The organism is Pseudomonas sp. PDM04, from assembly GCF_014851765.1.
Classification (GTDB): Bacteria; Pseudomonadota; Gammaproteobacteria; order Pseudomonadales; family Pseudomonadaceae; genus Aquipseudomonas.
In genome coordinates this window covers 1-23,088 of sequence record NZ_JACVAI010000004.1, presented here as the reverse complement: position 1 = coordinate 23,088, position 23,088 = coordinate 1, and the positions used below count along the sequence as shown (strand labels likewise).

The 23,088-nt window shown below is 60.1% G+C and carries 24 protein-coding genes; 15 read left to right on the top strand and 9 right to left on the bottom strand.

The genetic code is table 11. The features are described from left to right. The first annotated feature begins 116 nt into the window (after nt 1-116). The 10 genes from IB249_RS16195 to IB249_RS16150 all read left to right on the top strand — a co-directional run bounded on the left by IB249_RS16195 (nt 117) and on the right by IB249_RS16150 (nt 10,114). A complete protein-coding gene (locus IB249_RS16195; protein WP_192306471.1) occupies nt 117-1,364 on the top strand; it encodes an ABC transporter permease in 1,248 nt (415 codons plus the stop codon). Nucleotides 1,365-1,376: 12 nt separating this feature from the next. Then, on the top strand, nt 1,377-2,201 hold the full coding sequence (locus IB249_RS16190) for an ABC transporter permease (RefSeq protein ID WP_192306469.1): 825 nt from the start codon (nt 1,377-1,379) through the stop codon (nt 2,199-2,201). Between the two features lie 217 nt (nt 2,202-2,418). Continuing rightward, nucleotides 2,419-3,567, top strand: coding sequence for an iron-containing alcohol dehydrogenase (locus tag IB249_RS16185; protein ID WP_192306467.1), 1,149 nt, complete (start codon nt 2,419-2,421; stop codon nt 3,565-3,567). An 80-nt stretch (nt 3,568-3,647) separates the two neighbouring features. Then, nucleotides 3,648-4,322 carry a ribulose-phosphate 3-epimerase gene (gene rpe / locus IB249_RS16180; RefSeq protein WP_192306465.1) on the top strand — a complete coding sequence of 225 codons (675 nt, stop codon included), beginning with the start codon at nt 3,648-3,650 and terminating at the stop codon, nt 4,320-4,322. Next, on the top strand, nt 4,319-5,137 hold the full coding sequence (locus IB249_RS16175; protein WP_192306463.1) for a phosphoglycolate phosphatase: 819 nt from the start codon (nt 4,319-4,321) through the stop codon (nt 5,135-5,137). The genes rpe and IB249_RS16175 overlap by 4 nt, the downstream gene beginning before the upstream one ends. Nucleotides 5,138-5,209: 72 nt before the next feature. Then, entirely contained in the window at nt 5,210-6,691 is a 1,482-nt protein-coding gene (gene trpE / locus IB249_RS16170; RefSeq protein ID WP_192306461.1) for an anthranilate synthase component I, read from the top strand. A 114-nt stretch (nt 6,692-6,805) separates the two neighbouring features. Continuing rightward, nucleotides 6,806-7,399, top strand: a complete 594-nt coding sequence (locus tag IB249_RS16165; protein WP_192306459.1) for an aminodeoxychorismate/anthranilate synthase component II — start codon at nt 6,806-6,808, stop codon at nt 7,397-7,399. A 9-nt stretch (nt 7,400-7,408) separates the two neighbouring features. Beyond that, complete coding sequence (trpD, locus tag IB249_RS16160; protein ID WP_192306457.1) at nt 7,409-8,458, top strand: anthranilate phosphoribosyltransferase; 1,050 nt, start codon at nt 7,409-7,411, stop codon at nt 8,456-8,458. After that, nucleotides 8,455-9,291 (top strand): indole-3-glycerol phosphate synthase TrpC, encoded by an 837-nt coding sequence (trpC, locus tag IB249_RS16155; protein ID WP_192306455.1) that lies wholly within the window; start codon nt 8,455-8,457, stop codon nt 9,289-9,291. The genes trpD and trpC overlap by 4 nt, the downstream gene beginning before the upstream one ends. Before the next feature lie 121 nt (nt 9,292-9,412). Continuing rightward, the gene (locus tag IB249_RS16150) at nt 9,413-10,114 is read left to right on the top strand and encodes a biotin/lipoate A/B protein ligase family protein (RefSeq protein ID WP_192306453.1); all 702 of its coding nucleotides are present in this window, start codon (nt 9,413-9,415) and stop codon (nt 10,112-10,114) included. On the opposite strand, the gene crp is transcribed toward IB249_RS16150, so the two are convergent. Then, nucleotides 10,111-10,755 carry a cAMP-activated global transcriptional regulator CRP gene (gene crp / locus IB249_RS16145; RefSeq protein WP_192306451.1) on the bottom strand — a complete coding sequence of 215 codons (645 nt, stop codon included), beginning with the start codon at nt 10,753-10,755 and terminating at the stop codon, nt 10,111-10,113. The two genes, IB249_RS16150 and crp, sit on opposite strands and share 4 nt — an antisense overlap. A 230-nt stretch (nt 10,756-10,985) precedes the next feature. Here crp and IB249_RS16140 point away from each other — a divergent pair, with 230 nt between their 5' ends. Further along, nucleotides 10,986-11,408, top strand: a complete 423-nt coding sequence (locus tag IB249_RS16140; protein WP_003228794.1) for an OsmC family protein — start codon at nt 10,986-10,988, stop codon at nt 11,406-11,408. Between the two features lie 238 nt (nt 11,409-11,646). After that, nucleotides 11,647-12,441 carry an adenosylmethionine decarboxylase gene (speD, locus tag IB249_RS16135; protein WP_192306443.1) on the top strand — a complete coding sequence of 265 codons (795 nt, stop codon included), beginning with the start codon at nt 11,647-11,649 and terminating at the stop codon, nt 12,439-12,441. A gap of 116 nt (nt 12,442-12,557) precedes the next feature. Here the strand turns inward: speD and coq7 are convergent, their stop codons facing one another. The 6 genes from coq7 to hemJ all read right to left on the bottom strand — a co-directional run bounded on the left by coq7 (nt 12,558) and on the right by hemJ (nt 17,181). Next, nucleotides 12,558-13,205, bottom strand: a complete 648-nt coding sequence (gene coq7 / locus IB249_RS16130) for a 2-polyprenyl-3-methyl-6-methoxy-1,4-benzoquinone monooxygenase (RefSeq protein ID WP_192306441.1) — start codon at nt 13,203-13,205, stop codon at nt 12,558-12,560. A gap of 207 nt (nt 13,206-13,412) precedes the next feature. After that, nucleotides 13,413-13,751, bottom strand: coding sequence for a histidine triad nucleotide-binding protein (locus IB249_RS16125; protein ID WP_095170527.1), 339 nt, complete (start codon nt 13,749-13,751; stop codon nt 13,413-13,415). Nucleotides 13,752-13,831: 80 nt separating this feature from the next. Continuing rightward, nucleotides 13,832-14,620 carry an SDR family NAD(P)-dependent oxidoreductase gene (locus IB249_RS16120; protein ID WP_192306439.1) on the bottom strand — a complete coding sequence of 263 codons (789 nt, stop codon included), beginning with the start codon at nt 14,618-14,620 and terminating at the stop codon, nt 13,832-13,834. Between the two features lie 62 nt (nt 14,621-14,682). After that, nucleotides 14,683-15,657, bottom strand: coding sequence for a DUF805 domain-containing protein (locus tag IB249_RS16115; RefSeq protein WP_192306437.1), 975 nt, complete (start codon nt 15,655-15,657; stop codon nt 14,683-14,685). Nucleotides 15,658-15,747: 90 nt separating this feature from the next. Then, a complete protein-coding gene (locus tag IB249_RS16110; protein ID WP_192306435.1) occupies nt 15,748-16,716 on the bottom strand; it encodes an NAD(P)H-dependent flavin oxidoreductase in 969 nt (322 codons plus the stop codon). A gap of 33 nt (nt 16,717-16,749) precedes the next feature. Next, nucleotides 16,750-17,181: a protoporphyrinogen oxidase HemJ gene (gene hemJ / locus IB249_RS16105; protein ID WP_192306433.1), complete on the bottom strand. Its 432-nt coding sequence runs from the start codon at nt 17,179-17,181 to the stop codon at nt 16,750-16,752. A 135-nt stretch (nt 17,182-17,316) separates the two neighbouring features. Between hemJ and argC the strand changes: the two genes are divergently transcribed. Next, on the top strand, nt 17,317-18,351 hold the full coding sequence (gene argC / locus IB249_RS16100; protein WP_192306431.1) for an N-acetyl-gamma-glutamyl-phosphate reductase: 1,035 nt from the start codon (nt 17,317-17,319) through the stop codon (nt 18,349-18,351). Nucleotides 18,352-18,519: 168 nt separating this feature from the next. Further along, on the top strand, nt 18,520-18,870 hold the full coding sequence (erpA, locus tag IB249_RS16095; RefSeq protein WP_007906865.1) for an iron-sulfur cluster insertion protein ErpA: 351 nt from the start codon (nt 18,520-18,522) through the stop codon (nt 18,868-18,870). 67 nt (nt 18,871-18,937) lie between these two features. Here the strand turns inward: erpA and IB249_RS16090 are convergent, their stop codons facing one another. Then, nucleotides 18,938-20,029 (bottom strand): anhydro-N-acetylmuramic acid kinase, encoded by a 1,092-nt coding sequence (locus IB249_RS16090; RefSeq protein WP_192306429.1) that lies wholly within the window; start codon nt 20,027-20,029, stop codon nt 18,938-18,940. A gap of 3 nt (nt 20,030-20,032) precedes the next feature. After that, nucleotides 20,033-21,448 (bottom strand): peptidoglycan DD-metalloendopeptidase family protein, encoded by a 1,416-nt coding sequence (locus tag IB249_RS16085; RefSeq protein WP_192306427.1) that lies wholly within the window; start codon nt 21,446-21,448, stop codon nt 20,033-20,035. Between the two features lie 211 nt (nt 21,449-21,659). Between IB249_RS16085 and tyrS the strand changes: the two genes are divergently transcribed. Then, on the top strand, nt 21,660-22,859 hold the full coding sequence (gene tyrS, locus IB249_RS16080) for a tyrosine--tRNA ligase (RefSeq protein ID WP_192306425.1): 1,200 nt from the start codon (nt 21,660-21,662) through the stop codon (nt 22,857-22,859). The last annotated feature ends 229 nt before the right edge of the window (nt 22,860-23,088 follow it).

The following is a 23,088-nucleotide window of genomic DNA, read 5'->3' as shown; positions in this document are numbered from 1 at the left end:
TGCTCGCGATAGGGGCGTGTCATTCACCATTTATGTTGAATGTGCCAAAGCCTTCGCGGGCAAGCCCGCTCCTGCAGGTTTTTTCGAACTAGAAAAATAGATTTCCGGAGTACGCCATGGCTATCGCCGTTCCCGTGAACGCGGGCACTGACCCCACCTTGAAGCAGCGGCTCAAGCACGCCGAGCGGGTCAACCGCTGGAAAGCCCAGGCCTTGATCGCGCCGCTGGTGCTGTTTCTGTTGCTGGTGTTCCTGGTGCCAATCGTGGCGCTGCTCTACAAAAGCGTGGGCAACCCGGAAGTGGTCAGCGGCATGCCGCGCACGGTCCAGGCCATCGCCAGTTGGGACGGCCGCGGCCTGCCCGCTGAACCTGTGTACAAAGCGGCCGCCGAAGACCTCGCCGAAGCCCGCAAGAATCAGACCCTGGGTGATTTGTCCAAGCGCCTGAACATGGAACTGGCCGGCTACCGCAGCCTGCTGACCAAAACTGCACGTGCCTTGCCGCTCGCTGAGGAGCCGGCGTCTTACAAGGACGCGCTGGAAGGCCTCGACGAGCGCTGGGGTGACCCGGCCTACTGGCAGGCAGTGCGCCGCAACACCAGCAGCATCACCCCGTATTACCTGCTGGCGGCGGTCGATCACCGCATCGATGACCTGGGTGAGGTGGCCCCGGCGACCCCCGATCAGGCGATTTACCTCGACATTTTTGCCCGCACGTTCTGGATGGGCGTGATCATCACCGCGTTTTGCCTGGTGCTGGCCTATCCGTTGGCGTACCTGCTGGCGAACTTGCCGGCGCGTCAGAGCAACCTGTTGATGATCCTGGTGCTCCTGCCGTTCTGGACGTCGATCCTGGTGCGGGTCGCCGCGTGGATCGTATTGTTGCAATCGGGTGGCTTGATCAACAGCGCCCTGATGGCCATGGGCATCATCGATAAGCCGCTGGAACTGGTGTTCAACCGCACCGGGGTCTACATCTCCATGGTGCACATCCTGCTGCCGTTCATGATCCTGCCGATCTACAGCGTGATGAAAGGCATTTCGCCGACCTATATGCGCGCCGCGATTTCCCTCGGCTGCCATCCGTTCGCCAGTTTCTGGCGGGTGTACTTCCCACAGACCTATGCCGGCGTCGGTGCCGGGTGCCTGCTGGTGTTCATCCTCGCCATTGGCTACTACATCACCCCGGCGTTGCTGGGCAGCCCGAACGATCAGATGGTCAGTTACTTCGTCGCGTTCTACACCAATACCAGCATCAACTGGGGCATGGCGACCGCCCTGGGCGGGCTGCTGCTGTTGGCGACCGTGGTGCTTTACCTGATTTACAGCTGGCTGGTGGGCGCCAGTCGCCTGCGCCTGAGCTAAGGGGGAATTGAAATGCTGAGTCCTTATATGTCGCCCGTCGAGCGGGTGTGGTTCTACAGCTTGCGGATTCTCTGCGGCCTGATCCTGTTGTTCCTGGTACTGCCGGTGCTGGTCATCATTCCGCTGTCGTTCAACTCCGGCAGCTTCCTGGTGTACCCGCTGCAGGGCTTCTCGTTGCAGTGGTATCACGATTTCTTCGCTTCGGCGGAATGGATGCGGGCGTTGAAGAACAGCATCATCGTTGCCCCGGCGGCCACGGCGCTGGCCATGGTCTTCGGTACGCTGGCGGCGATCGGGCTGACACGCGGCGACTTCCCGGGCAAATCCCTGGTGATGGCCTTGGTGATTTCGCCGATGGTAGTGCCGGTGGTGATCATCGGTGTGGCGAGCTACCTGTTCTTCGCGCCATTGGGCCTGGGCAACAGTTTCTTCTCGTTGATCGTGGTCCACGCGGTACTGGGTGTACCGTTCGTGATCATCACCGTTTCGGCGACGCTGCAGGGCTTCAACCACAACCTGGTGCGCGCGGCTGCCAGCCTCGGCGCTTCACCGCTGACGGCGTTCCGTCGGGTGACCTTGCCACTGATTGCACCGGGTGTGATTTCAGGGGCGTTGTTCGCCTTTGCCACCTCGTTCGATGAAGTGGTGGTGACGCTGTTCCTCGCCGGCCCCGAGCAGGCGACCCTGCCACGGCAGATGTTCAGCGGTATCCGCGAAAACCTCAGCCCGACCATCGCCGCCGCCGCGACGCTGCTGATTGCCTTCTCGGTGATCCTGCTGCTGACCCTGGAGTGGCTGCGTGGCCGCAGTGAAAAACTGCGCACCGCACAGGTCTGAACTGTGGGAGCGAGCCCTGCTCGCGATGTTCGGCAACGACGCTGGGTGTCAGGCTTCCAGCGTTATCGTTGAAGACCATCGTCGGAACGCCGCCCGGAGCAGGCTCGCCCCCCCCCCCAGTTGTCCCGCGCTGTCATTCACGCCCTGAATGGCAGACAACCCCAAATCCCCAGCTACTATTGTGCCCAGCTCCCCTGTCTATAAGAGGCTGCGCACGATGAGTCTTTCCTCGTTCAAAATCGCTCACAAACTGATCACCGGCGCGGCCGCCATCGAGCAGCTGTCCGCCGAACTCACACGCTTGGACATCGATAACCCGCTGATTGTCACCGATGCGGCGCTGGTCAAGTCCGGTACGGTCGAGCTGGCGCTTGCGCAGCTGGGGGACCGGGCCTTCGAGATTTTCGACCGGGTGCTGCCGGATCCGGAGATTGCCATCGTCGAAGACTGCATGCGGGTTTACCGGGACGGCGGGCATGACGGCTTGATCGGCCTGGGTGGCGGCAGTGCCATCGACATCGCCAAATGTGTCGCGGCGTACGCCGGTTACCACGGTGCGCTGGAGGATCTGTTCGGCGTCGACCAGGTGCCGCGCAAGGGGCCGCCGCTGATCGCCATCCCGACGACCGCCGGGACCGGCTCGGAAGTGACCAACGTGGCGATCCTCTCCGACAAGGTCGCGCAGCTGAAAAAAGGCATCGTCAGCGACTATCTGCTGCCGGACGTGGCGCTGGTCAGCCCGCAAATGACCCTGACGTGTCCGCGCAGCGTCACCGCCGCCAGCGGCGTCGATGCCCTGGTGCACGCCATCGAGTCCTACCTGTCGGTCAACGCCTCGGCGATAACCGATGCGCTGGCCATCGGCGCAATCAAGCTGATCGCCAGGGCGCTGCCCAAGGCATATGCCAACCCGTCCAACCTGCAAGCCCGCGAAGACATGGCCACCGCCAGCCTGATGGCCGGGATGGCCTTCGGTAATGCCGGGGTCGGCGCGGTGCACGCGCTGGCGTATCCGCTGGGCGGGCGTTTCAACATTGCCCACGGCGTCAGCAATGCCTTGTTGCTGCCGTATGTCATGACCTGGAACAAGATGGCCTGCGTTGAGCGCATGCAGGATATCGCCGAAGCCATGGGGGTCAAGACGGCACATTTGAGCGCCAGTGAGGCGGCCGATAAAGCCGTGGAAGCGATGACTGCGCTGTGTGCGGCGGTGGAAATACCGCCGGGCCTGCGCAGTTTCGGGGTTCCCGAGGACGCGATTCCCGCCATGGCCATGGAAGCGGCGGGCATTGAGCGCTTGATGCGCAACAATCCGCGCAAGTTGAGCGCCATTGATATCGAGAAGATCTATCGCTCGGCGTACTGATCATCGTGCTCACGGTGCGCGCGTCAAAGCATGAGGTATACAATGCGCGCCATCGTGATTTCGCTCAGAAAAGGTGCGTCATGCAGCCCTTCGTAATTGCTCCGTCGATTCTCTCCGCCGACTTCGCCCGCCTGGGTGAAGAAGTGGACAACGTTCTGGCCGCCGGTGCCGACTTCGTGCACTTCGATGTCATGGACAATCACTACGTGCCCAACCTGACCATCGGCCCGATGGTGTGCGCCGCCTTGCGCAAGTACGGTGTCACCGCGCCGATCGACGCGCACCTGATGGTCAGCCCGGTGGACCGCATCGTCGGTGACTTCATCGAGGCCGGCGCAACCTACATCACCTTCCACCCGGAAGCCACGCAACACATCGACCGTTCCCTGCAACTGATCCGCGAAGGTGGCTGCAAGTCCGGGCTGGTGTTCAACCCGGCGACCCCGCTGGACGTGCTCAAGTACGTGATGGACAAGGTCGACATGATCCTGCTCATGAGCGTCAACCCAGGCTTCGGCGGGCAGAAGTTCATCCCCGGCACCCTCGACAAGCTGCGTGAAGCCCGCGCCCTGATCGATGCGTCCGGTCGCGACATCCGCCTGGAAATCGACGGCGGCGTGAACGTGAACAACATCCGTGAAATCGCGGCGGCGGGCGCCGACACCTTCGTCGCCGGCTCGGCCATCTTCAATGCGCCGAACTATCAGGAAGTGATCGAGAAGATGCGCGCTGAACTGGCGCTGGCCCGCCCATGAGTGGTTTTGAGCAACTGTTTCCGGGCCGACTGCCGCGTCTGGTGATGTTCGATCTGGATGGCACGCTGATCGATTCCGTCCCTGACCTGGCCGCGGCGGTGGATAACATGCTGCTCAAGCTCGGACGCCCACCGGCCGGCCTCGAGGCGGTGCGCGAGTGGGTCGGCAATGGCGCACCTGTATTGGTGCGCCGTGCCTTGGCCAACCACATCGACGCCGAGGGTGTCGATGAGGTCGAGGCCGAACAGGCCCTGGAGCTGTTCAACGGCTTTTATGAGGCCGGTCACGAACTGACGGTGGTTTACCCCGGTGTGCGCGACACCCTCAAGTGGTTGAACAAGCACGGCGTGGAAATGGCCCTGATCACCAACAAGCCGGAGCGTTTCGTCGCGCCGTTGCTGGATCAGATGAAGATCGGCCGGTACTTCAAGTGGATCATCGGCGGCGACACCCTGCCGCAGAAGAAGCCTGATCCCGCCGCGCTGTTTTTCGTGATGAAAATGGCCAACATTCCGGCATCGCAATCGCTGTTTGTCGGCGATTCGCGCAGTGACGTGCTGGCCGCCAAAGCCGCAGGGGTCAAATGCGTGGCGCTCAGCTACGGCTACAATCATGGCCGGCCGATTGCCGAAGAGTCGCCGGCGCTGGTCATCGACGATCTGCGCAAGCTAATTCCCGGTTGCCTGGATCCGGCCGCTGAGATAACGTTGGGCGACGTTGTTAAACCCCCTTCTGGAAACGCCATCGTGGTGGTCACTCGCAAACTCTGGATGAAAGTCATCAAGGCCCTGGCCCGTTGGCGTTGGCGCGCCTGACCTGTTCCTGGCCGGTATTACCGGCGCGTTTGCATACCTGACTGTTCGCACCTCAAGCCACGAGGCTACACCATGATCCGCGAAGAATTCCTGCGCTTGGCCGCTGCCGGCTACAACCGCATCCCGCTTGCCTGCGAAACCCTGGCCGACTTCGACACACCGTTGTCGATCTACCTGAAACTGGCCGACGAACCCAACTCCTACCTGCTCGAATCCGTGCAGGGCGGCGAAAAGTGGGGCCGTTACTCGATCATCGGCCTGCCGTGCCGCACCGTGCTGCGGGTTCATGACCATCACGTCAGCGTCACCCATGACGGCGTCGAGATCGAAAGCCATGACGTGGAAGACCCGCTGGCGTTCGTCGAAACCTTCAAGGCGCGTTACAACGTACCGACCATCCCGGGCCTGCCGCGTTTCAACGGCGGCCTGGTGGGTTACTTTGGCTACGACTGCGTGCGTTACGTGGAAAAACGCCTGGGCAAATGCCCGAATCCGGATCCGCTGGGCGTACCGGATATCCTGCTGATGGTCTCCGACGCCGTGGTGGTGTTCGACAACCTCGCCGGCAAGATGCACGCCATCGTCCTGGCCGACCCGGCGCAGGAAGACGCCTTCGAGCAAGGTCGTGTGCGTCTGGAGGCACTGTTGGAAAAACTCCGTCAGCCGATCACCCCGCGCCGGGGCCTGGATTTCAGCAAGCAACAATCTGCCGACCCGGTCTTCCGTTCCAGTTTCACCCAGCACGATTACGAAAAAGCCGTCGACACCATCAAGGAATACATCCTGGCCGGGGATTGCATGCAGGTCGTGCCGTCCCAGCGCATGTCGATCGACTTCAAGGCCGCGCCCATTGACCTGTATCGAGCGCTGCGTTGCTTCAACCCGACGCCTTACATGTACTTCTTCAATTTCGGCGACTTCCACGTCGTCGGCAGTTCGCCGGAAGTGCTGGTGCGGGTCGAGGACAATCTGATCACTGTGCGCCCGATTGCCGGAACCCGTCCGCGCGGCGCCAGTGAGGAAGCCGATCTGGCCTTGGAACAGGATCTGCTGTCCGACGACAAGGAAATCGCCGAGCACCTGATGCTGATCGATCTGGGCCGCAATGACACCGGTCGCGTGTCCGAAGTCGGGTCGGTGAAACTCACTGAAAAAATGGTCATCGAGCGTTACTCCAACGTGATGCACATCGTTTCCAACGTCACCGGTCAGTTGAAGGCCGGGTTGACGGCGATGGACGCGTTGCGGGCGATCCTGCCGGCGGGCACCCTGTCCGGTGCGCCGAAAATTCGTGCGATGGAGATCATCGACGAGCTGGAGCCGGTCAAGCGTGGCGTCTACGGCGGCGCAGTCGGTTACTTCGCCTGGAACGGCAACATGGACACCGCGATTGCTATTCGCACGGCGGTGATCAAGGACGGCGAACTGCACGTACAAGCCGGCGGCGGCATCGTTGCCGACTCGGTGCCTGCGCTGGAATGGGAAGAAACCCTGAACAAGCGTCGCGCAATGTTCCGTGCCGTCGCCCTGGCTGAACAAACCCCGGAAAGCTGACCGATGAAAGCCACCCGTAAGCCATGCCGCCTTGGTTGACAAAGCGCTGGACGCTGCGGGTCATTCATTCGAAGGCAGCCTTTAAAGTCAGTGAATTCAAGAGGTTCTCAAGCCATGTTGCTGATGATCGACAACTACGACTCTTTTACTTACAACGTTGTGCAATACCTGGGCGAACTCGGTGCCGAGGTCAAGGTGGTGCGCAACGATGAGCTCACCATTGCCGAAATCGAAGCCCTGAACCCTGAGCGGATCGTGGTTTCGCCCGGCCCTTGCACGCCGACTGAAGCCGGCGTCTCGATCGACGTGATCAAGCATTTCGGCGGCAAACTGCCGATTCTCGGTGTCTGCCTGGGGCACCAGTCCATCGGTCAGGCCTTCGGCGGGGATGTGGTTCGTGCCCGTCAGGTGATGCACGGCAAGACCAGCCCGGTGTTCCACGAAGACAAGGGCGTGTTTGACGGCCTGAATCATCCGTTGACAGTTACTCGCTACCACTCCCTGATCGTCAAGCGCGAAACTCTGCCCGACTGCCTGGAACTGACCGCCTGGACCCAGCTCGAAGACGGTTCGATCGACGAGATCATGGGCCTGCGTCACAAGACCCTGAACATTGAAGGCGTGCAGTTCCACCCTGAGTCTATCCTGACCGAACAAGGGCACGAACTGTTTGCCAACTTCCTTAAACAAACCGGCGGCACGCGCTAAGGACTTTCCATGAACATCAAGACAGCCCTGAGCCGTATCGTCGATCACCTCGACCTCAGCACCGAGGAAATGCGTGATGTGATGCGCGAAATCATGACCGGTCAATGCACGGATGCCCAGATTGGCGCATTCATGATGGCCATGCGCATGAAGAGCGAAAGCATCGACGAGATCGTGGGCGCGGTGTCGGTCATGCGCGAGCTGGCGGACAAGGTCGAGCTCAATACCCTCGACGGCGTGGTCGATGTGGTGGGCACCGGTGGTGACGGTGCCAATATTTTCAACGTGTCGACCGCTTCCGCCTTCGTGGTGTCGGCGGCCGGCTGCACCGTGGCCAAACATGGCAACCGAGCGGTTTCCGGCAAGAGCGGCAGTGCCGACCTGCTGGAAGCGGCCGGCATCTACCTGAACCTGACCCCGGTGCAAGTGGCGCGCTGCATCGATAACGTCGGCATCGGTTTCATGTTCGCTCAGACCCACCACAGTGCCATGAAGCACGCCGCAGGGCCGCGCAAGGACCTGGGCTTGCGTACGTTGTTCAACATGCTCGGCCCGCTTACGAATCCGGCCGGCGTCAAACATCAGGTCGTCGGCGTGTTCACCCAGGCCTTGTGCCGGCCGTTGGCCGAAGTCTTGCAGCGCCTGGGCAGCAAGCACGTGCTGGTGGTGCATTCCAAGGATGGCCTGGACGAGTTCAGCCTGGCGGCCCCGACATTCGTGGCGGAACTGAAAAACGACCAGATCACCGAGTATTGGGTCGAGCCGGAAGACCTGGGCATGAAAAGCCAGAGCCTGCATGGCCTGGCCGTTGAAAGCCCACAGGCTTCTCTTGAGCTGATTCGCGATGCATTGGGCAAGCGCAAAACTGAAAACGGTCAGAAAGCAGCTGAAATGATCATGCTCAACGCGGGCGCCGCGCTGTACGCCGCCGATCACGCCAGCAGTCTGAAAGAGGGCGTTGCCCTGGCGCACGACGCGCTGCACACCGGTCTCGCTCGGGAAAAACTGGAGGAGTTGGGTGCGTTTACGGCGGTATTCAAAGTGGAGAATGAGGGATGAGCGTACCGACGGTTCTGGAAAAAATTCTGGCGCGCAAGGTTGAGGAAGTGGCCGAGCGCAGCGCTCGTGTCAGCCTCGCCGAGCTGGAACGCCTGGCCCAGCAAGCGGATGCACCCCGTGGTTTTGCCCAGGCACTGATCGCCCAGGCGAAATCCAAGCAGCCAGCGGTGATTGCCGAAATCAAGAAAGCGTCGCCAAGCAAAGGCGTGATTCGCGAAGACTTCGTGCCTGCGGATATCGCCCGGAGTTACGAGAAAGGCGGCGCGACCTGTCTTTCGGTGCTCACCGACGTCGATTACTTCCAGGGCGCCGATGCCTATCTGCAACAGGCCCGGGCGGCGTGCAAACTGCCAGTGATCCGCAAGGACTTCATGATCGATCCGTACCAGATCGTCGAGGCACGGGCATTGGGCGCTGATTGCGTGTTGTTGATCGTTTCCGCACTGGATGACGTGAAAATGGCCGAGCTGGCAGCGGTGGCCGAGGGTGTTGGTCTCGACGTGCTGGTGGAAGTCCACGATGGTAACGAGCTGGAGCGGGCCCTGAAAACCCTCGACACACCGCTGGTAGGCGTGAACAACCGCAACCTGCACACCTTCGAAGTCAGCCTGGAAACCACGCTCGACCTGTTGCCGCGAATCCCGCGCGACCGTTTGGTGATCACCGAAAGTGGCATTCTCAATCGGGCTGATGTGGAACTGATGGAAATCAGCGACGTGTATGCATTCCTGGTGGGTGAAGCGTTCATGCGCGCCGAGCAACCGGGCAACGAGCTGCAGCGCCTGTTCTTCCCGGAGCGTGGTGTTCCGGTCAGCGGTTCGACGCTGGACTGATCACTTTCGCGAGCAGGCTCGCTCCCACAAGGGTCAGATCGAACCTGTGGCAGCGAGCCTGCTCCGGGTGGCGTTCCCGACATAAGACACACCACAGACTTCAGGTCTCACGGAGCTCTTCATGACCTCGCCCATCTCCCTGACCATCGAAGCCGGCCTGCAAGCCGAACAGGATTTGCTCGCCTCGGTGTGCGCGGGTGATGCGGAGTTCGGCCTGCTGTTCTGGCAGCCTGCCGATCGGGCATTGGTCATGCCGCGCCGTTTGAATCGCTTGCCAGGCTTTGAAACGGCGTGCGAGGTATCGGCGGCCGCAGGCTGGCCAGTGCTGCTACGGGAAACCGGTGGTGAACCGGTGCCGCAATCGGCGTCGACCCTCAACATTGCATTGGTTTATGCACCGCCGCGCAGCGAAGGTGATCTGAATCGCATCGAGTCCGGCTACCGGCGTTTATGCGACCCGATATGCCAACTGCTGGATGAGTTGGGTGGCGTTTCGTCTCTGGGGGAAATCGACGGTGCGTTCTGCGATGGCCGTTTCAATGTCAACCTCGATGGCCGCAAGATGGTGGGCACCGCCCAGCGCTGGCGCCAAAGTCAGGGGGGGCTGCGGCCGGTGGGCCTGGTGCACGGTGCGATGTTGCTCGATAACGAGCGCGAGTCGATGGTCGCGGCGGTCAACCGGTTCAATCAGGCCTGCGACCTGGAGCAGCGGGTTCGCGCCGAGAGCCACATTGCCCTGCATGAGAAGTTCGTTGCACCGGATGCACTCGCGCGGCTCGACATGCTTTATCGTCAAATGCTGGCGGCCATGTTCGGTGCTTAACGCGTCCCGAACACCACCATGGTCTTGCCCTTGACGTTCACCAGGTTGCGTTCTTCCAGGTCCTTGAGCACGCGACCGACCATCTCCCGTGAACATCCGACAATCCGTCCGATTTCCTGACGCGTCACCTTGATCTGCATGCCATCGGGGTGGGTCATGGCGTCCGGCTGCTTGCACAATTCGAGGAGGCAGCGGGCCACGCGGCCGGTCACGTCGAAGAAGGCCAGGTCACCGACCTTGCGAGTAGTGTTGCGCAGGCGTTGTGCGATCTGTCCGCTGAGTGCGTAAAGAATGTCGGGGTCCTGCTGGGACAACTCGCGGAATTTCGTGTAGCTGATTTCCGCAACTTCGCACTCGATCTTGGCGCGAACCCAGGCGCTGCGCTCCTGTTCCAGGCCGGCTTGCTCAAACAGGCCCAGTTCGCCGAAGAAGTCCCCGGGGTTCAGGTAGGCGATGATCATTTCACGACCGTCGTCATCCTCGATCAGGATGGTGACCGAGCCCTTGATGATGAAAAACAGCGTTTCCGAACGGTCGCCTGCACAAATGATATTGCTCTTGGCCGCGTAGCGCCGACGCTGACAATGCATCAACAGCTTGTCGAGGTTCTTGATTTTGGGGGGTGGGGCAATAGCAACCATGGTTGTATCTCGAAAAGACTGCACGGTATGTTTGGTTTTTTTATGAGGCGCTGGGGTTGCTGCGCAGGTGGCTATGCGCCAGCTAATTGGCGTCAGCTTAACAGACAGTTCCGGCAATATTCGAGAATTTACCTACTGGGCAACCGGTTATGTCCTAGGAAGGCGAGCGCTGTCAATCAAGGGCCCTGTGCTAAGCTGGCGACCCTTTTTTTTACAGTGGAGTCTTGGCGATGAAGGCACGCATTCAATGGGCTGGCGAAGCCATGTTCCTCGGCGAGTCGGGTAGCGGTCATGTCGTGGTCATGGACGGTCCGCCCGACGCCGGTGGTCGTAACCTGGGTGTGCGGCCCATGGAAATGCTCCTGCTGGGTGTCGGTGGATGCAGCAACTTCGACGTCGTCAGCATTCTCAAGAAGTCCCGTCAGGCCGTTGAAAGCTGTGAAGCCTTCCTCGAGGCCGAGCGCGCGACCGAAGACCCGAAAGTCTTCACCAAAATTCACATGCACTTCGTGGTCAAGGGCCGCGGGCTGAAAGAGGCTCAGGTCAAGCGCGCCATCGAGTTGTCCGCCGAAAAGTACTGCTCGGCATCGATCATGCTCGGCGCGGCAGGTGTTGCGATCACCCACGACTACGAGATCGTCGAACTCGGTTGAATCGACATTCAACTATCATAAAAGCAGTGCAGACTCTGGCGATCCATGGCTGACGTCTGCATAATGCGCCACTTTTTTCAGGGTGGTGGTCCGTCAGCCGACAGACCGCTCGCCCGATCAGACAACCAAAATCGCCATCGCGAAGAGGTGTTAACCGTCCTACGCAGGTGCGTTGTTCGCATCTGACGGGCATGCTTGATCACGCGGCCGGGCCGCAATACATAGAGAGTTTTTAACGGTGAAAAGCAAACTCAAGCTCCACGGGTTCAATAACCTGACAAAGACCTTGAGCTTCAACATCTATGACATCTGCTACGCGGAAACCCCGCAAGACCAGCAGGCGTACGTCGAGTACATCAACGCCGAGTACAACGCGAAACGCCTGACGCAGATCCTCACGGAAGTTGTCGATATCATTGGTGCCAACATCCTGAACATCGCCAGTCAGGACTACGAACCACAGGGCGCCAGCGTTACGATTCTGATCTCTGAAGAGCCGGTGACCCCGACCGAAAGCCAGATCGAAGAGTCCCCGGGCCCGTTGCCGGAAATCATCCTGGCCCACCTCGACAAGAGCCACATCACGGTGCACACCTACCCGGAAATCCATCCGGACGATGGTATTGCGACTTTCCGTGTGGACATCGACGTGTCGACCTGTGGGGTCATTTCACCGCTGAAGGCACTCAACTTCCTGATTCACCAGTTCGACTCGGATATCGTGACCGTGGATTATCGCGTGCGCGGCTTCACTCGCGACGTCGAAGGCAAGAAGCACTTCATCGACCACGAGATCAACTCGATCCAGAACTACCTGTCCGAAGACACCCGCGACGCGTACCAGATGACCGATGTGAATGTGTATCAGGAAAACCTGTTCCACACCAAAATGCTGTTGAAGAACTTCGAACTGGATAACTACCTGTTCGGCGACGCTACCAGCAACCTGTCCCCTGAGCAGCGGGCTCAAGTGACCGACCGGGTGAAACACGAAATGCTCGAGATTTTCTACGCGCGCAACATGCCGGGCTGAGATCCTCGAAGGTAAAAAAAGGCGACTCCCTCACGGCAGTCGCCTTTTTCATGCCCGTCTCCCACCTCTGTGGGGGCGAGTCTGCTGACGCATGGCCGTTCCCGGCAACGCCAGCCTCAGATCCGATACGTGCTCTTGGTCATCACCTTGGCCAACAGGCTCATCCCGAACTTCACCGGTGCCGGAAAGCGGAAGCCACCGGCCTCCAGGGCACTTTCAGCATGGTGCTCTTCGTCGATGCGCATTTGCTCGAGGATCGCCCGGGACTTCTCGTCTTCTGCCGGCAACTGCTCGAGGTGCTCGTTCAAGTGCTTGCACACCTGATGTTCGGTGGCGGCGACGAAACCCAGGCTGACTTTGTCGCTGATCAACCCGGCCACGGCACCGATCCCGAACGACATGCCGTAGAACAGCGGATTGAGAATGCTGGTATGGCTGCCCAATTGATGAATGCGTTGCTCGCACCAGACCAGATGGTCGATTTCCTCTTCGGCGGCATGTTCCATGGCGGCGCGAACCTGCGGCAGCCTGGCGGTCAGGGCCTGTCCCTGATACAGCGCCTGGGCGCAGACTTCACCGGTGTGGTTGATGCGCATCAGGCCGGCCACATGCCGGGTGTCTTCGTCGCTCATTTGCACCTCCGGCTGCACGATGGCCGGCGACGGGCGGTACGGCTGGCCACTGAAAGGCAGCAGGGTACGCATCGCGGCATCGGCTTGCAGCAGAAGACGGTCAATCGGCGAGTAGTGACGTTGGGTAGTCATGCTGACCTCCGGGAAGAATCTCGGCGGCCAGTTTACCCCAATCGGCCACGGAAGGTTTGCGCTGGGTCATTGTCGCGCAGCAGCCGGCAGGCGGGTGATGGGCTTCAGTGGCAGTCCTGCAAACGTGACACTCGCGGTGCCTTTGAGCGCATCGCGAGCGTGAGGGCGACGACCGGCTGCTTCCGCAACGGGAGGAGGGCGGCGCAATCAGCCCGGCGGCCAGTGCATCTGGCGCTGACCCAGCACGTGCATGTGGATGTGATAGACGGTCTGCCCACCCAATTCATTGCAGTTCATGACCACACGGAAACCTTCCTCACAACCCAGTTCCAGGGCCAGGCGCTGGGCAGTGAACAAAATGTGCCCGGCCAGTGCCTTGTCGTCCTCGGTGAGGTCGTTCAAGGTGCGCACCGGTTTTTTCGGGATCACCAGGAAATGCACCGGTGCCTGTGGGGCGATGTCGTGGAAGGCCAGTACCTGGTCGTCCTCGTAGATGATCTTCGCCGGTATTTCCCGGTTGATGATCTTGGTGAACAGAGTATCCACAGCTGTTTTCTCCGTTGTTTGGGCTGGCCTGAGTGTACCCATAGGGGCTGGTCCGAGCCCAGTCTTTTACCCTGCGGCCATCAACGTGGACAATAAGCCTTGTTGAGCATGCCGGTGATTGTCCGGTTCAACCAGCGTGAGCCACACCGCGACAGGAAGGCGATCCAGCGGTTGCGGCAGCCCGGAATGATGATGGCGCGATTTTTTTCCAGGGCTCGCACGGTGTAGAGCGCGACCTCCTCGGGGCTCATCAGCCGGTTGCTGGCAGCCAGTTTGTCGGTGTTCAGTTGCGCCGTGCGGAAGAACGGGGTGCGGGTCGGACCGGGGCACAGCACCGACACCTTGACCGCGCATTTTTTCAGCTCGACGCGTAATCCCTCGGAAAAATGCAGCACATAGGCCTTGCTGGCGTAATAGGTGCTCATCCAGGGGCCGGGGTGGAACGCCGCGATCGAGGCGACATTCAGGATCTGTCCGCCGCCGTGCAAGGCCATGCTGTTGCCGATGGCATGGCAAAGACGCGTCAAGGCGAGGATGTTCACTTCGATCAGGTCTTGTTCGGTCATCCAGTCCTGCGCCAGAAACGGGCCGCAGGTGCCGATGCCGGCGCAGTTGACCAACAGGTCGATCTGGCGGTCGCTTTCTTCGAGTTCCAGCAGGAAACCGGACAGCCGCAGCGGCTCGCCCAGGTCGCAGGCACGAAACAACACCTCCACGCCAAACCGTTGAGTCAGTTCAATCGCAATGCTTTCCAACTGATCACGTTGTCGGGCCACCAGAATCAGGCTGCGGCCGCGGCGGGCCAGCGCTTCGGCCATCGCCAGGCCGATGCCGCTGGAAGCACCGGTGATCAGAGCGTAACGGGTCATGCAGTTCTCCATCGCAACAGCTCCGCGCCGGCGACGCAGGTGTCACGAGCGGGGAGCGCTGTTCATTCTTTGGCAGAGTCTACAGGGGGCGGGGCTTCTTCGGCTTCATCCTCTGCGGAATCGGGTATCGGTTCGGCCTGTTCGGCAGGCTCGACGTCCACTTCGTCGGTGATGACCGCGCTACTTTCATAGCTGCTTTGTGCGGCGTTTTCGTACTCGTCCTGGATAGCGGTCAGTCCACCGGCCAGTCCGCCGATAAACATGATCGCGATGAACACCAGCCACAGCGCAGCCAGCACTTTGACCGCGGTGCTGTTGGGTGGCGGTGGCGCACCGTACCGATTCGCCGTGGCGTTGCCCGGCACAACCATGATGACAAACGGAAAAATGCTGCCGACGAAGGGCACCAGGGTCAACAGCCAGAGCCAGCCCGACCAGCCAATATCGTGCAGGCGCTGGATAGTGAACAGGACGCTGACCACTGCGAGTACTACAACGAGAATAAAGGCCAGCAGCCCCGCGAGAATCAGGCCGCCTGTGGAGTCCGAGCTGATGAGTGCAAGTCCGAAAAGGGCGAAAACGCTACCGATGCCAAGGGTCACCAGCGTCAGCGTCATGGTCCAGGCGAGGTAACGCAAACGACCGATACGGCCTTCATAACTGAACGGCTTCAGCGAGGCAAACCCCGGTAACGCTTCACCCACCGTTGCGCGGGGTGGTGCGTAGGGCGATTGCGGCTCGGCGGGCGGACCTTGATCGGCAGTGGCGTGATCTTGGACGTCCGACAGGTTCAATTCGATCGAGGGGTCGCTTTCTATTCGTGCGTCGATGCCGGTTTTACTCAGCGCTTGCAGGTAAGCCTGCGCATCCGTCTGCGACAGATCCCGCTTGAGTGCCACGGGGCGACCGCTGAACAGGCGCTCGATGGCGGCAACATCGCTTTTGAACAACTCCGCGAGATTGAGCCGGGCGGTGGTGCTGTCGACCCCGGGTTGCAGGGCACCATCGAACACAATCTTGTACCGGTTTTCGCTCATTGCGAGGCTTCCTTGTCGCGAGTGTTTGAGAGAGGAGCGTTGACTGCCTCGAGTGTAAGGCCAGTCGGGGGTGACTGGCCAAGCTTCCTGTCAGCGCGGCCAGCGTTGGGGCAGTTGTGCCGCCAGCTCCAATGCCTTGCGGTATTCGGCATCCAGTCGTGCGACCAGCTGATCCACGCTTGGCAGGTCCTTGATTTCGCCGACGCCCTGGCCGGCGGACCATACGGTTTTCCAGGCCTTGGCTTCGTCGTTCAAGGGCTTGAGCTTGGCGCCGAAATTGACGTCGCCCTTGTTCTGTAGTGCGGCCATGTCGAAGCCTGCCGCTTCCAGGCTCTGGCGCATGAAGCTTGCGGGTACACCCGACACTGCGGGCGTATGGATGATGTCGGCTGCTCGGGACGTCAGCAGCATCTCTTTATAGGCCTCAGGGGCATGGCTTTCGGTGGTGCCGATAAAGCGCGTACCGAAGTAGGCCAGGTCTGCGCCCAGCAACTGCGCAGCAAGAATTTCGTGGCCATGGTTCAGGCAGCCAGCAAGCAATAAGGTCTTGTCGAAGAACTGGCGAATTTCGGCGATCAGCGAAAACGGACTCCAGGTGCCAGCATGGCCACCGGCGCCCGCCGCGACGGCGATCAATCCATCGACGCCGGCTTCGGCGGCTTTCTCGGCATGCCGACGCGTCGTCACATCATGGAAAACCAGACCGCCGTAGCCGTGTACTGCGTCCACCAGTTCTTTGACTGCGCCCAAGCTGGTGATCACGATCGGCACTTTGTGTTCGATGCAGATCTCCAGGTCCGCTTGCAGGCGTGGATTGCTGTTGTGGACGATCAGGTTTACCGCATAGGGCGCGGGGTTTTCCAGAGCTGCCAGGCCTGCTTCGATTTCTTCCAGCCAGGCTTTGAAGCCGCTGCTCTCGCGCTGGTTCAGCGCGGGAAAACTGCCTACGACGCCATTACGGCAGCAGGCGAGCACCAGTTGCGGATTGGAAATCAGGAACATCGGCGCCGCCACGACAGGCAAACGCAAACGTTGTTCGAGCAAAGCGGGCAGCGACATTGGAAATACCCCGGTAAGTGATGCTGGTTGAAATCAGAACGGCCGAACCACGACCAGAATTACGATAGCCAGCAATATCAGAACCGGCACTTCATTGAACCAGCGATAAAAGACATGGCTGCGGGTGTTCTCGCCACGGGCGAAACGTTTGACCTGCGCTCCGCACATGTGGTGATAGCCGATCAGAATGACCACCAGGGTCAATTTGGCGTGCATCCAGCCGCCCTGACCGAAATACGCACTCGGGTTCAGGCTGATCAGCCAGCCGCCGAAGATCAGCGTGGCGATCATCGCCGGGCCCATGATGCCGCGGTACAGCTTGCGCTCCATGAGGCTGAAGCGTTCCTTGCTGACGGTGTCTTCGCTTTGTGCGTGATAAACGAACAGGCGCGGCAGGTAGAACAGGCCGGCAAACCAGCAGACCATGCTGACGATGTGAAGCGCTTTGAGCCACAGATAAAGCATTTTTGATTATTCCCAGGTTCACGGTAGCCCGAATAGTAGAGGCTTGAGCGCCCGCACGTCACCTTGACGGTTGTCGCAGGCGAGCGCGGCCCCTATTATCGACGGCTTTCCAGTGGGTTCGTTGAGGGCAGGTTTATGGTCAAGGTCGGTATCGTCGGCGGCACGGGTTACACCGGTGTCGAACTGCTGCGTCTGTTGGCACAGCATCCGCAAGCTGAAGTGGTGGTGATCACTTCCCGATCCGAGGCCGGCCTGGCCGTGGCCGATATGTACCCTAACCTGCGCGGTCATTACGATGGCCTGGCGTTCAGCGTGCCGGACGTGAAGACCCTGGGCGCCTGCGACGTGGTGTTCTTCGCGACGCCTCACGGGGTCGCCCATGCACTGGCCGGTGAGTTGCTGGCGGCAGGGACCAAGGTCATCGACCTGTCGGCGGATTTCCGGCTGCAGGATGCTGACGAGTGGGCCAAGTGGTACGGCCAGCCGCACGGCGCACCGCAACTGCTGGAGGAAGCGGTCTACGGCTTGCCGGAAGTCAATCGCGAGCAGATCAGGCAAGCGCGTCTGATCGCCGTGCCGGGTTGCTACCCAACGGCCACGCAATTGGGCTTCCTGCCCTTGCTTGAGGCCGGCCTGGCCGATACCACGCGCTTGATCGCCGACTGCAAGTCCGGTGTCAGTGGCGCCGGGCGTGGCGCTTCCGTCGGTTCGCTGTACTCCGAAACCTCGGAAAGCCTGAAGGCCTATGCCGTCAAGGGGCACCGTCACCTGCCGGAAATTCGCCAGGGGCTGCGCCGTGCGGCGGGCAAGGACGTCGGCCTGACCTTCGTACCGCACCTGACCCCGATGATTCGCGGTATTCACTCGACGCTTTATGCGACGGTGGTTGATCGCTCGGTGGATCTGCAGGCGCTGTTCGAGAAGCGTTATGCCAACGAGCCATTTGTCGATGTGATGCCGGCCGGCAGCCACCCGGAAACCCGTAGCGTGCGAGGCGCCAACGTCTGCCGTATCGCCGTGCACCGTCCACAGGAGGGTGATCTGGTCGTGGTGTTGTCGGTGATCGACAACCTCGTCAAAGGTGCTTCGGGCCAAGCGGTGCAGAACCTGAATATCCTGTTCGGGCTGGATGAGCGCCTGGGCTTGTCCCATGCAGGCATGCTGCCGTAAGGCTTCGTCCCGTTCAGCAAAAAGGCCCGTCGAACGGGCCTTTTTGCATTGGGAACCGGCAATCGGGTTTATTGATATACCGTAACAATAGTTGACCGATTTTCTCGGAGAAGCGGATAATGCGCGTCATCACGCATTATGGCGGCGTAACGCCGGGAGATAGTTAGCATGAGCGTCGAATCCTTCACCCCCACGGCTTTGCAATTCACCCACGGTGCCGCGCACAAGGTGAAGAGCCTGGTCGATGAAGAGGGGAATGATCGCTTGAAGCTGCGCGTATTTGTGACGGGCGGCGGTTGTTCAGGTTTTCAGTACGGTTTCACCTTCGATGAAGAAGTGGCCGATGACGACACCATCGTCGAGCGCGAGGGCGTGAGCCTGGTCGTTGATCCAATGAGCTTCCAGTACCTGGCAGGCGCCGAGGTGGATTACCAGGAAGGTCTGGAAGGTTCGCGTTTCGTGATCAAGAACCCTAATGCCACGACCACTTGTGGCTGCGGCTCTTCGTTCTCGATTTGATCGCACCTCAGGGCGTTATCCAGCGCCGCAGGGCTTCAGGGTCTTGCGGCGTTTTACTGTGTGCGGCTCAGACCGGGTAGATGGCGCCGAGCACCCGCAGGCCGCGGGCGCCAGTGACGCTTGGGCGATTGGCGGCGATGCCTTCCAGGCAGCAATGGGCCAGCCAGGCGAAGGCCATGGCTTCGACCCAGTCCGGGTCAACGCCGTGAGAGGCGGTGCTACTGACGGTTGCGTTCGGCAGCAAGCTGGCCAGGCGTTTCATCAGTGTGGCGTTGTGTGCACCGCCACCGCACACCAGCAGTTCCCGGGTATCCGCTTGAGCACCTTGCAGTGATTCAATGATGGTCAGCGCCGTCAGCTCCAGCAGTGTGGCCTGAACGTCTTCGGCGGCAAACGACGGCAAGCGGGAAAGGTGCTGGGTCAGCCATTGCAGATTGAACACTTCGCGACCGGTGCTTTTCGGGCCTTTGGTCACGAAGAACGCGTCACTGAGCAGTGCCTTCAACAGCACCGGTTCCACCTTGCCGCTGCCGGCCCACTGGCCGTCGCGGTCGAAGTTTTCGCCACGTTGCTGGTGAATCCAGGCATCCAGCAACACATTCCCCGGGCCACAGTCGAAACCGGCCACGGGTTGGCCGGGCTCGATCAGGCTGAGGTTGCTGAATCCGCCGACGTTCAGCACCGCACGGCTGCCTGCCTGTTCTTCGAACAATGCTTCGTGAAAGGCGGGGACCAAGGGTGCCCCCTGGCCGCCGGCCGCGACGTCCCGACTGCGGAAGTCGCTGACGACTGTAATGCCGGTCAGCTCCGTCAACAGGGCAGGGTTGCCGATCTGGACGGTGAACCCGCGTGACGGTTCGTGGCGAATGGTCTGGCCATGGCTGCCAATCGCGCGAATGTCTGCGGGTTTCAGGTTCTGTTGATCAAGCAGGGTGTGAATGCCTTCCGCTGCCAGCCTCACCCAGTTTTGCTGGGCAATGGCCGAGCGGGCAATTTCGTCGGGACCGCTGGCGCACAGGCCCAGCAGCTCGGTGCGCAGGGAATCAGGCATGGGGATGTAATGCGTGGCGATCAGCTTGATCGCCGGTGCCAGCTCGACCAGCGCAATGTCCAGGCCATCAAGGCTGGTCCCGGACATCACGCCTATATAGAGCGTCATGGCTTAGCGCTTGCTCGAAGCCAGCATCGTGGCTTTCTCTTGATCCATGCGCGCCATCAGCGGCTGGCTCTGTGCTAGGAATCGCGAGCGCTCGGCCTTGGAGATCGGGTCGGCCATTGCCAGCTTTTGGCTCAGCGGGTCGACGTGAACACCGTTGACCTGGAACTCGTAGTGCAGGTGCGGCCCGGTGGAAAGGCCGGTGGTGCCAATGTAGCCGATGACCTGGCCCTGCTTGACCGAGCTGCCGGTTTGCACGCCCTTGGCGAAGCCTTGCATGTGTCCATACAGCGTGCGGTAGGTGTTGCCGTGCTGAATGATCACGGTATTGCCATAGCCACCGCGGCGGCCGGCCAGCAATACCTTGCCATCACCGGCAGCCTTGATCGGCGTACCGCGTGGGGCGGCGTAATCAACGCCTTTGTGAGCGCGAATCTTGTTCAGGATCGGATGTTTGCGACCCATGGAGAATTTCGAGCTGATGCGCGCGAAATCTACCGGCGTGCGGATGAACGCCTTGCGCATGCTGTTGCCTTCAGCCGTGTAGTAGCTGCTGTTGCCTTGTTTGTTGGTGTAGCGCACGGCGGTGTAGGTTTTGCCGCGGTTGGTGAAGCGCGCGGAGAGGATCGGCCCGTTGCCGATCGATTTGCCGTTGACGACTTTCTGTTCGTAGATCACGTCGAACTCGTCGCCCTGGCGAATATCCTGGGCGAAGTCGATGTCGTAGCCGAATACGCTGGCCATGTCCATGGTCAGGCTGTGGGACAGGCCGGCGCGGGCGGCGGATTGCGACAGCGAACTGTTGATCACGCCATGAGCGTAAGCCGAGCGCACGGTTGGCTTGGCGGTGATGCGGTTGAAGACGTAACCCTTGTCATTGCGGGTGAGGGTGATGCTTTCGAGGTCGCTGACCTTGCTATGCAGGTTGGTCAGTTGACCTTCAGGGTTGAGCTCGAACTCGAGTTTCTGGCCATGCTTGAGTTGGCTGAACTGCTTGGCCTGCTTGTCGCTGGCCAGTACTTCGTGCACGGCGGTGGCGGGAAGGCCGACTTTCTCGAACAGGGTGGACAGCGTGTCGCCTTTGGCAACGATCACTTCCCGGTGATTGGGGCCCTGCTTCTCTTCAGCGGCCGCGGAGGCGGCCTGGGCTGTTTCCTGGGGCTCCTCGGCGCTGTTTTCGATCTGCGCGAAAGGGGAAGTTACCGGCTCATTTGTGGCTTGGGCGGCGTCAGCGGCGTCTTGATCTTGTGTCAGTTGTTCAGCAGGGCTTTCCAGTTCAAGGCTCAGGGTTGTCTTTTTGGCTTCTACATCACTGGAAGGGAATACCAGAAGCGCCAGGCTCAGCAGGGCGGCGATACCGCTCGCTGCGAGCAGGTGGGTCTTCGGGTAAAGCGGCGGCGCTTTAGACGATTCGTTGGTCATAAGTAATTTTGACTTTGAAAAAGATGAATTGGAAAAGATGAATGACATGATGAAGATGAAATAACTGTATAAAATATAACCAAATCATCTCTGAAGCAAGTCCGCGGACGTTCTGCCGGTGGATTGGCGTCATTGCGCTGGCCAAATTTTGTATTTGACGCGTGATCTTGTATGGTTGGTTCCCTTTGAATTCGAGCCTTGCGGGTCTGTTATGAAGTCGGTTGAAGAGCAGCTAGCGCTGATCAAACGTGGTGCGGAAGAACTGTTGGTCGAGTCCGAGCTGATCGAAAAGCTCAAGCGTGGCCAGCCACTGCGTATTAAGGCCGGCTTCGATCCGACCGCACCGGATTTGCACCTCGGGCACACCGTGCTGATCAATAAGCTGCGCCAGTTCCAGGAACTGGGGCATCAGGTGATCTTCCTTATAGGCGACTTCACCGGGATGATCGGTGATCCGAGCGGCAAGAGCGCTACGCGGCCTCCTCTCACGCGTGAGCAGGTTCTCGAAAACGCCGAGACCTACAAGACTCAGGTGTTCAAGATCCTGGATCCGGCCAGGACCGAAGTGGCATTCAACTCCACCTGGATGGATCAGATGGGGCCGGCCGACTTTATTCGACTGACTTCGCAATACACCGTCGCGCGCATGCTCGAGCGTGACGACTTCGACAAGCGCTACACCACCAATCAGCCAATTGCCATTCACGAGTTTCTCTATCCGCTGGTTCAGGGCTACGACTCGGTCGCCTTGCGTGCGGATGTCGAGCTGGGTGGTACCGATCAGAAGTTCAACCTGCTGATGGGGCGCGAGTTGCAGCGCGGTTATGGGCAGGAGCCGCAGTGCATTCTGACCATGCCGTTGCTCGAAGGTCTGGACGGCGTGAAGAAAATGTCCAAATCCCTGGGTAACTACATCGGCATTCAGGAAGCGCCGGGCGTGATGTACAACAAGCTGGTGTCCATGCCGGATGCATTGATGTGGCGTTACTTTGAGCTGCTCAGCTTCCGCTCGATGGACGAGATCAATGCGTTTCGTGCCGATGTCGAGGCGGGTGCCAATCCGCGAGATATCAAGATCAAGCTGGCTGAAGAGATTGTGGCGCGATTCCATGGTGAAGAGGCTGCGGCCAATGCCCATCGCGCAGCGGGTAACCGCATGAAGGATGGCGAGCTGCCGGATGATCTGCCGGAGATTGAATTGACGGCTGCTGAAGATATGCCGATCGCTGCTGTTCTTAATAAAGCTGGCTTGGTGAAGAACTCGGCGGTGGCGCGTGACCTGCTGAACTCTGGCGGTGTGCGTGTAGATGGTGAGGTTGTTGATCGCACCTTTATATATGCACTGGGCGCGACCCATGTTTGCCAGGCTGGCAAGAAGGCGTTTGCGCGTATTTCGCTCAAATCCGAATAAAGCTGGAATTAGGGGTTGACGGCAGATTCTGGACGTCTATAATTCGCCCCACTTCCGGCGCAGTCGAAACGGAAAACTCCTTGGTAAACAAAGAGTTACGCGGTTTTCGGCAGCGAGTTGCTTCAGGTCATCGAAGCCTGGAAGGAGTCGGTCAGGCAGTGTGCAGTCGCTTGATGGACGGTTCGATCTTCTCGGTCGAAAGCGGTGAAAAAGAGGTGTTGACAGCAGC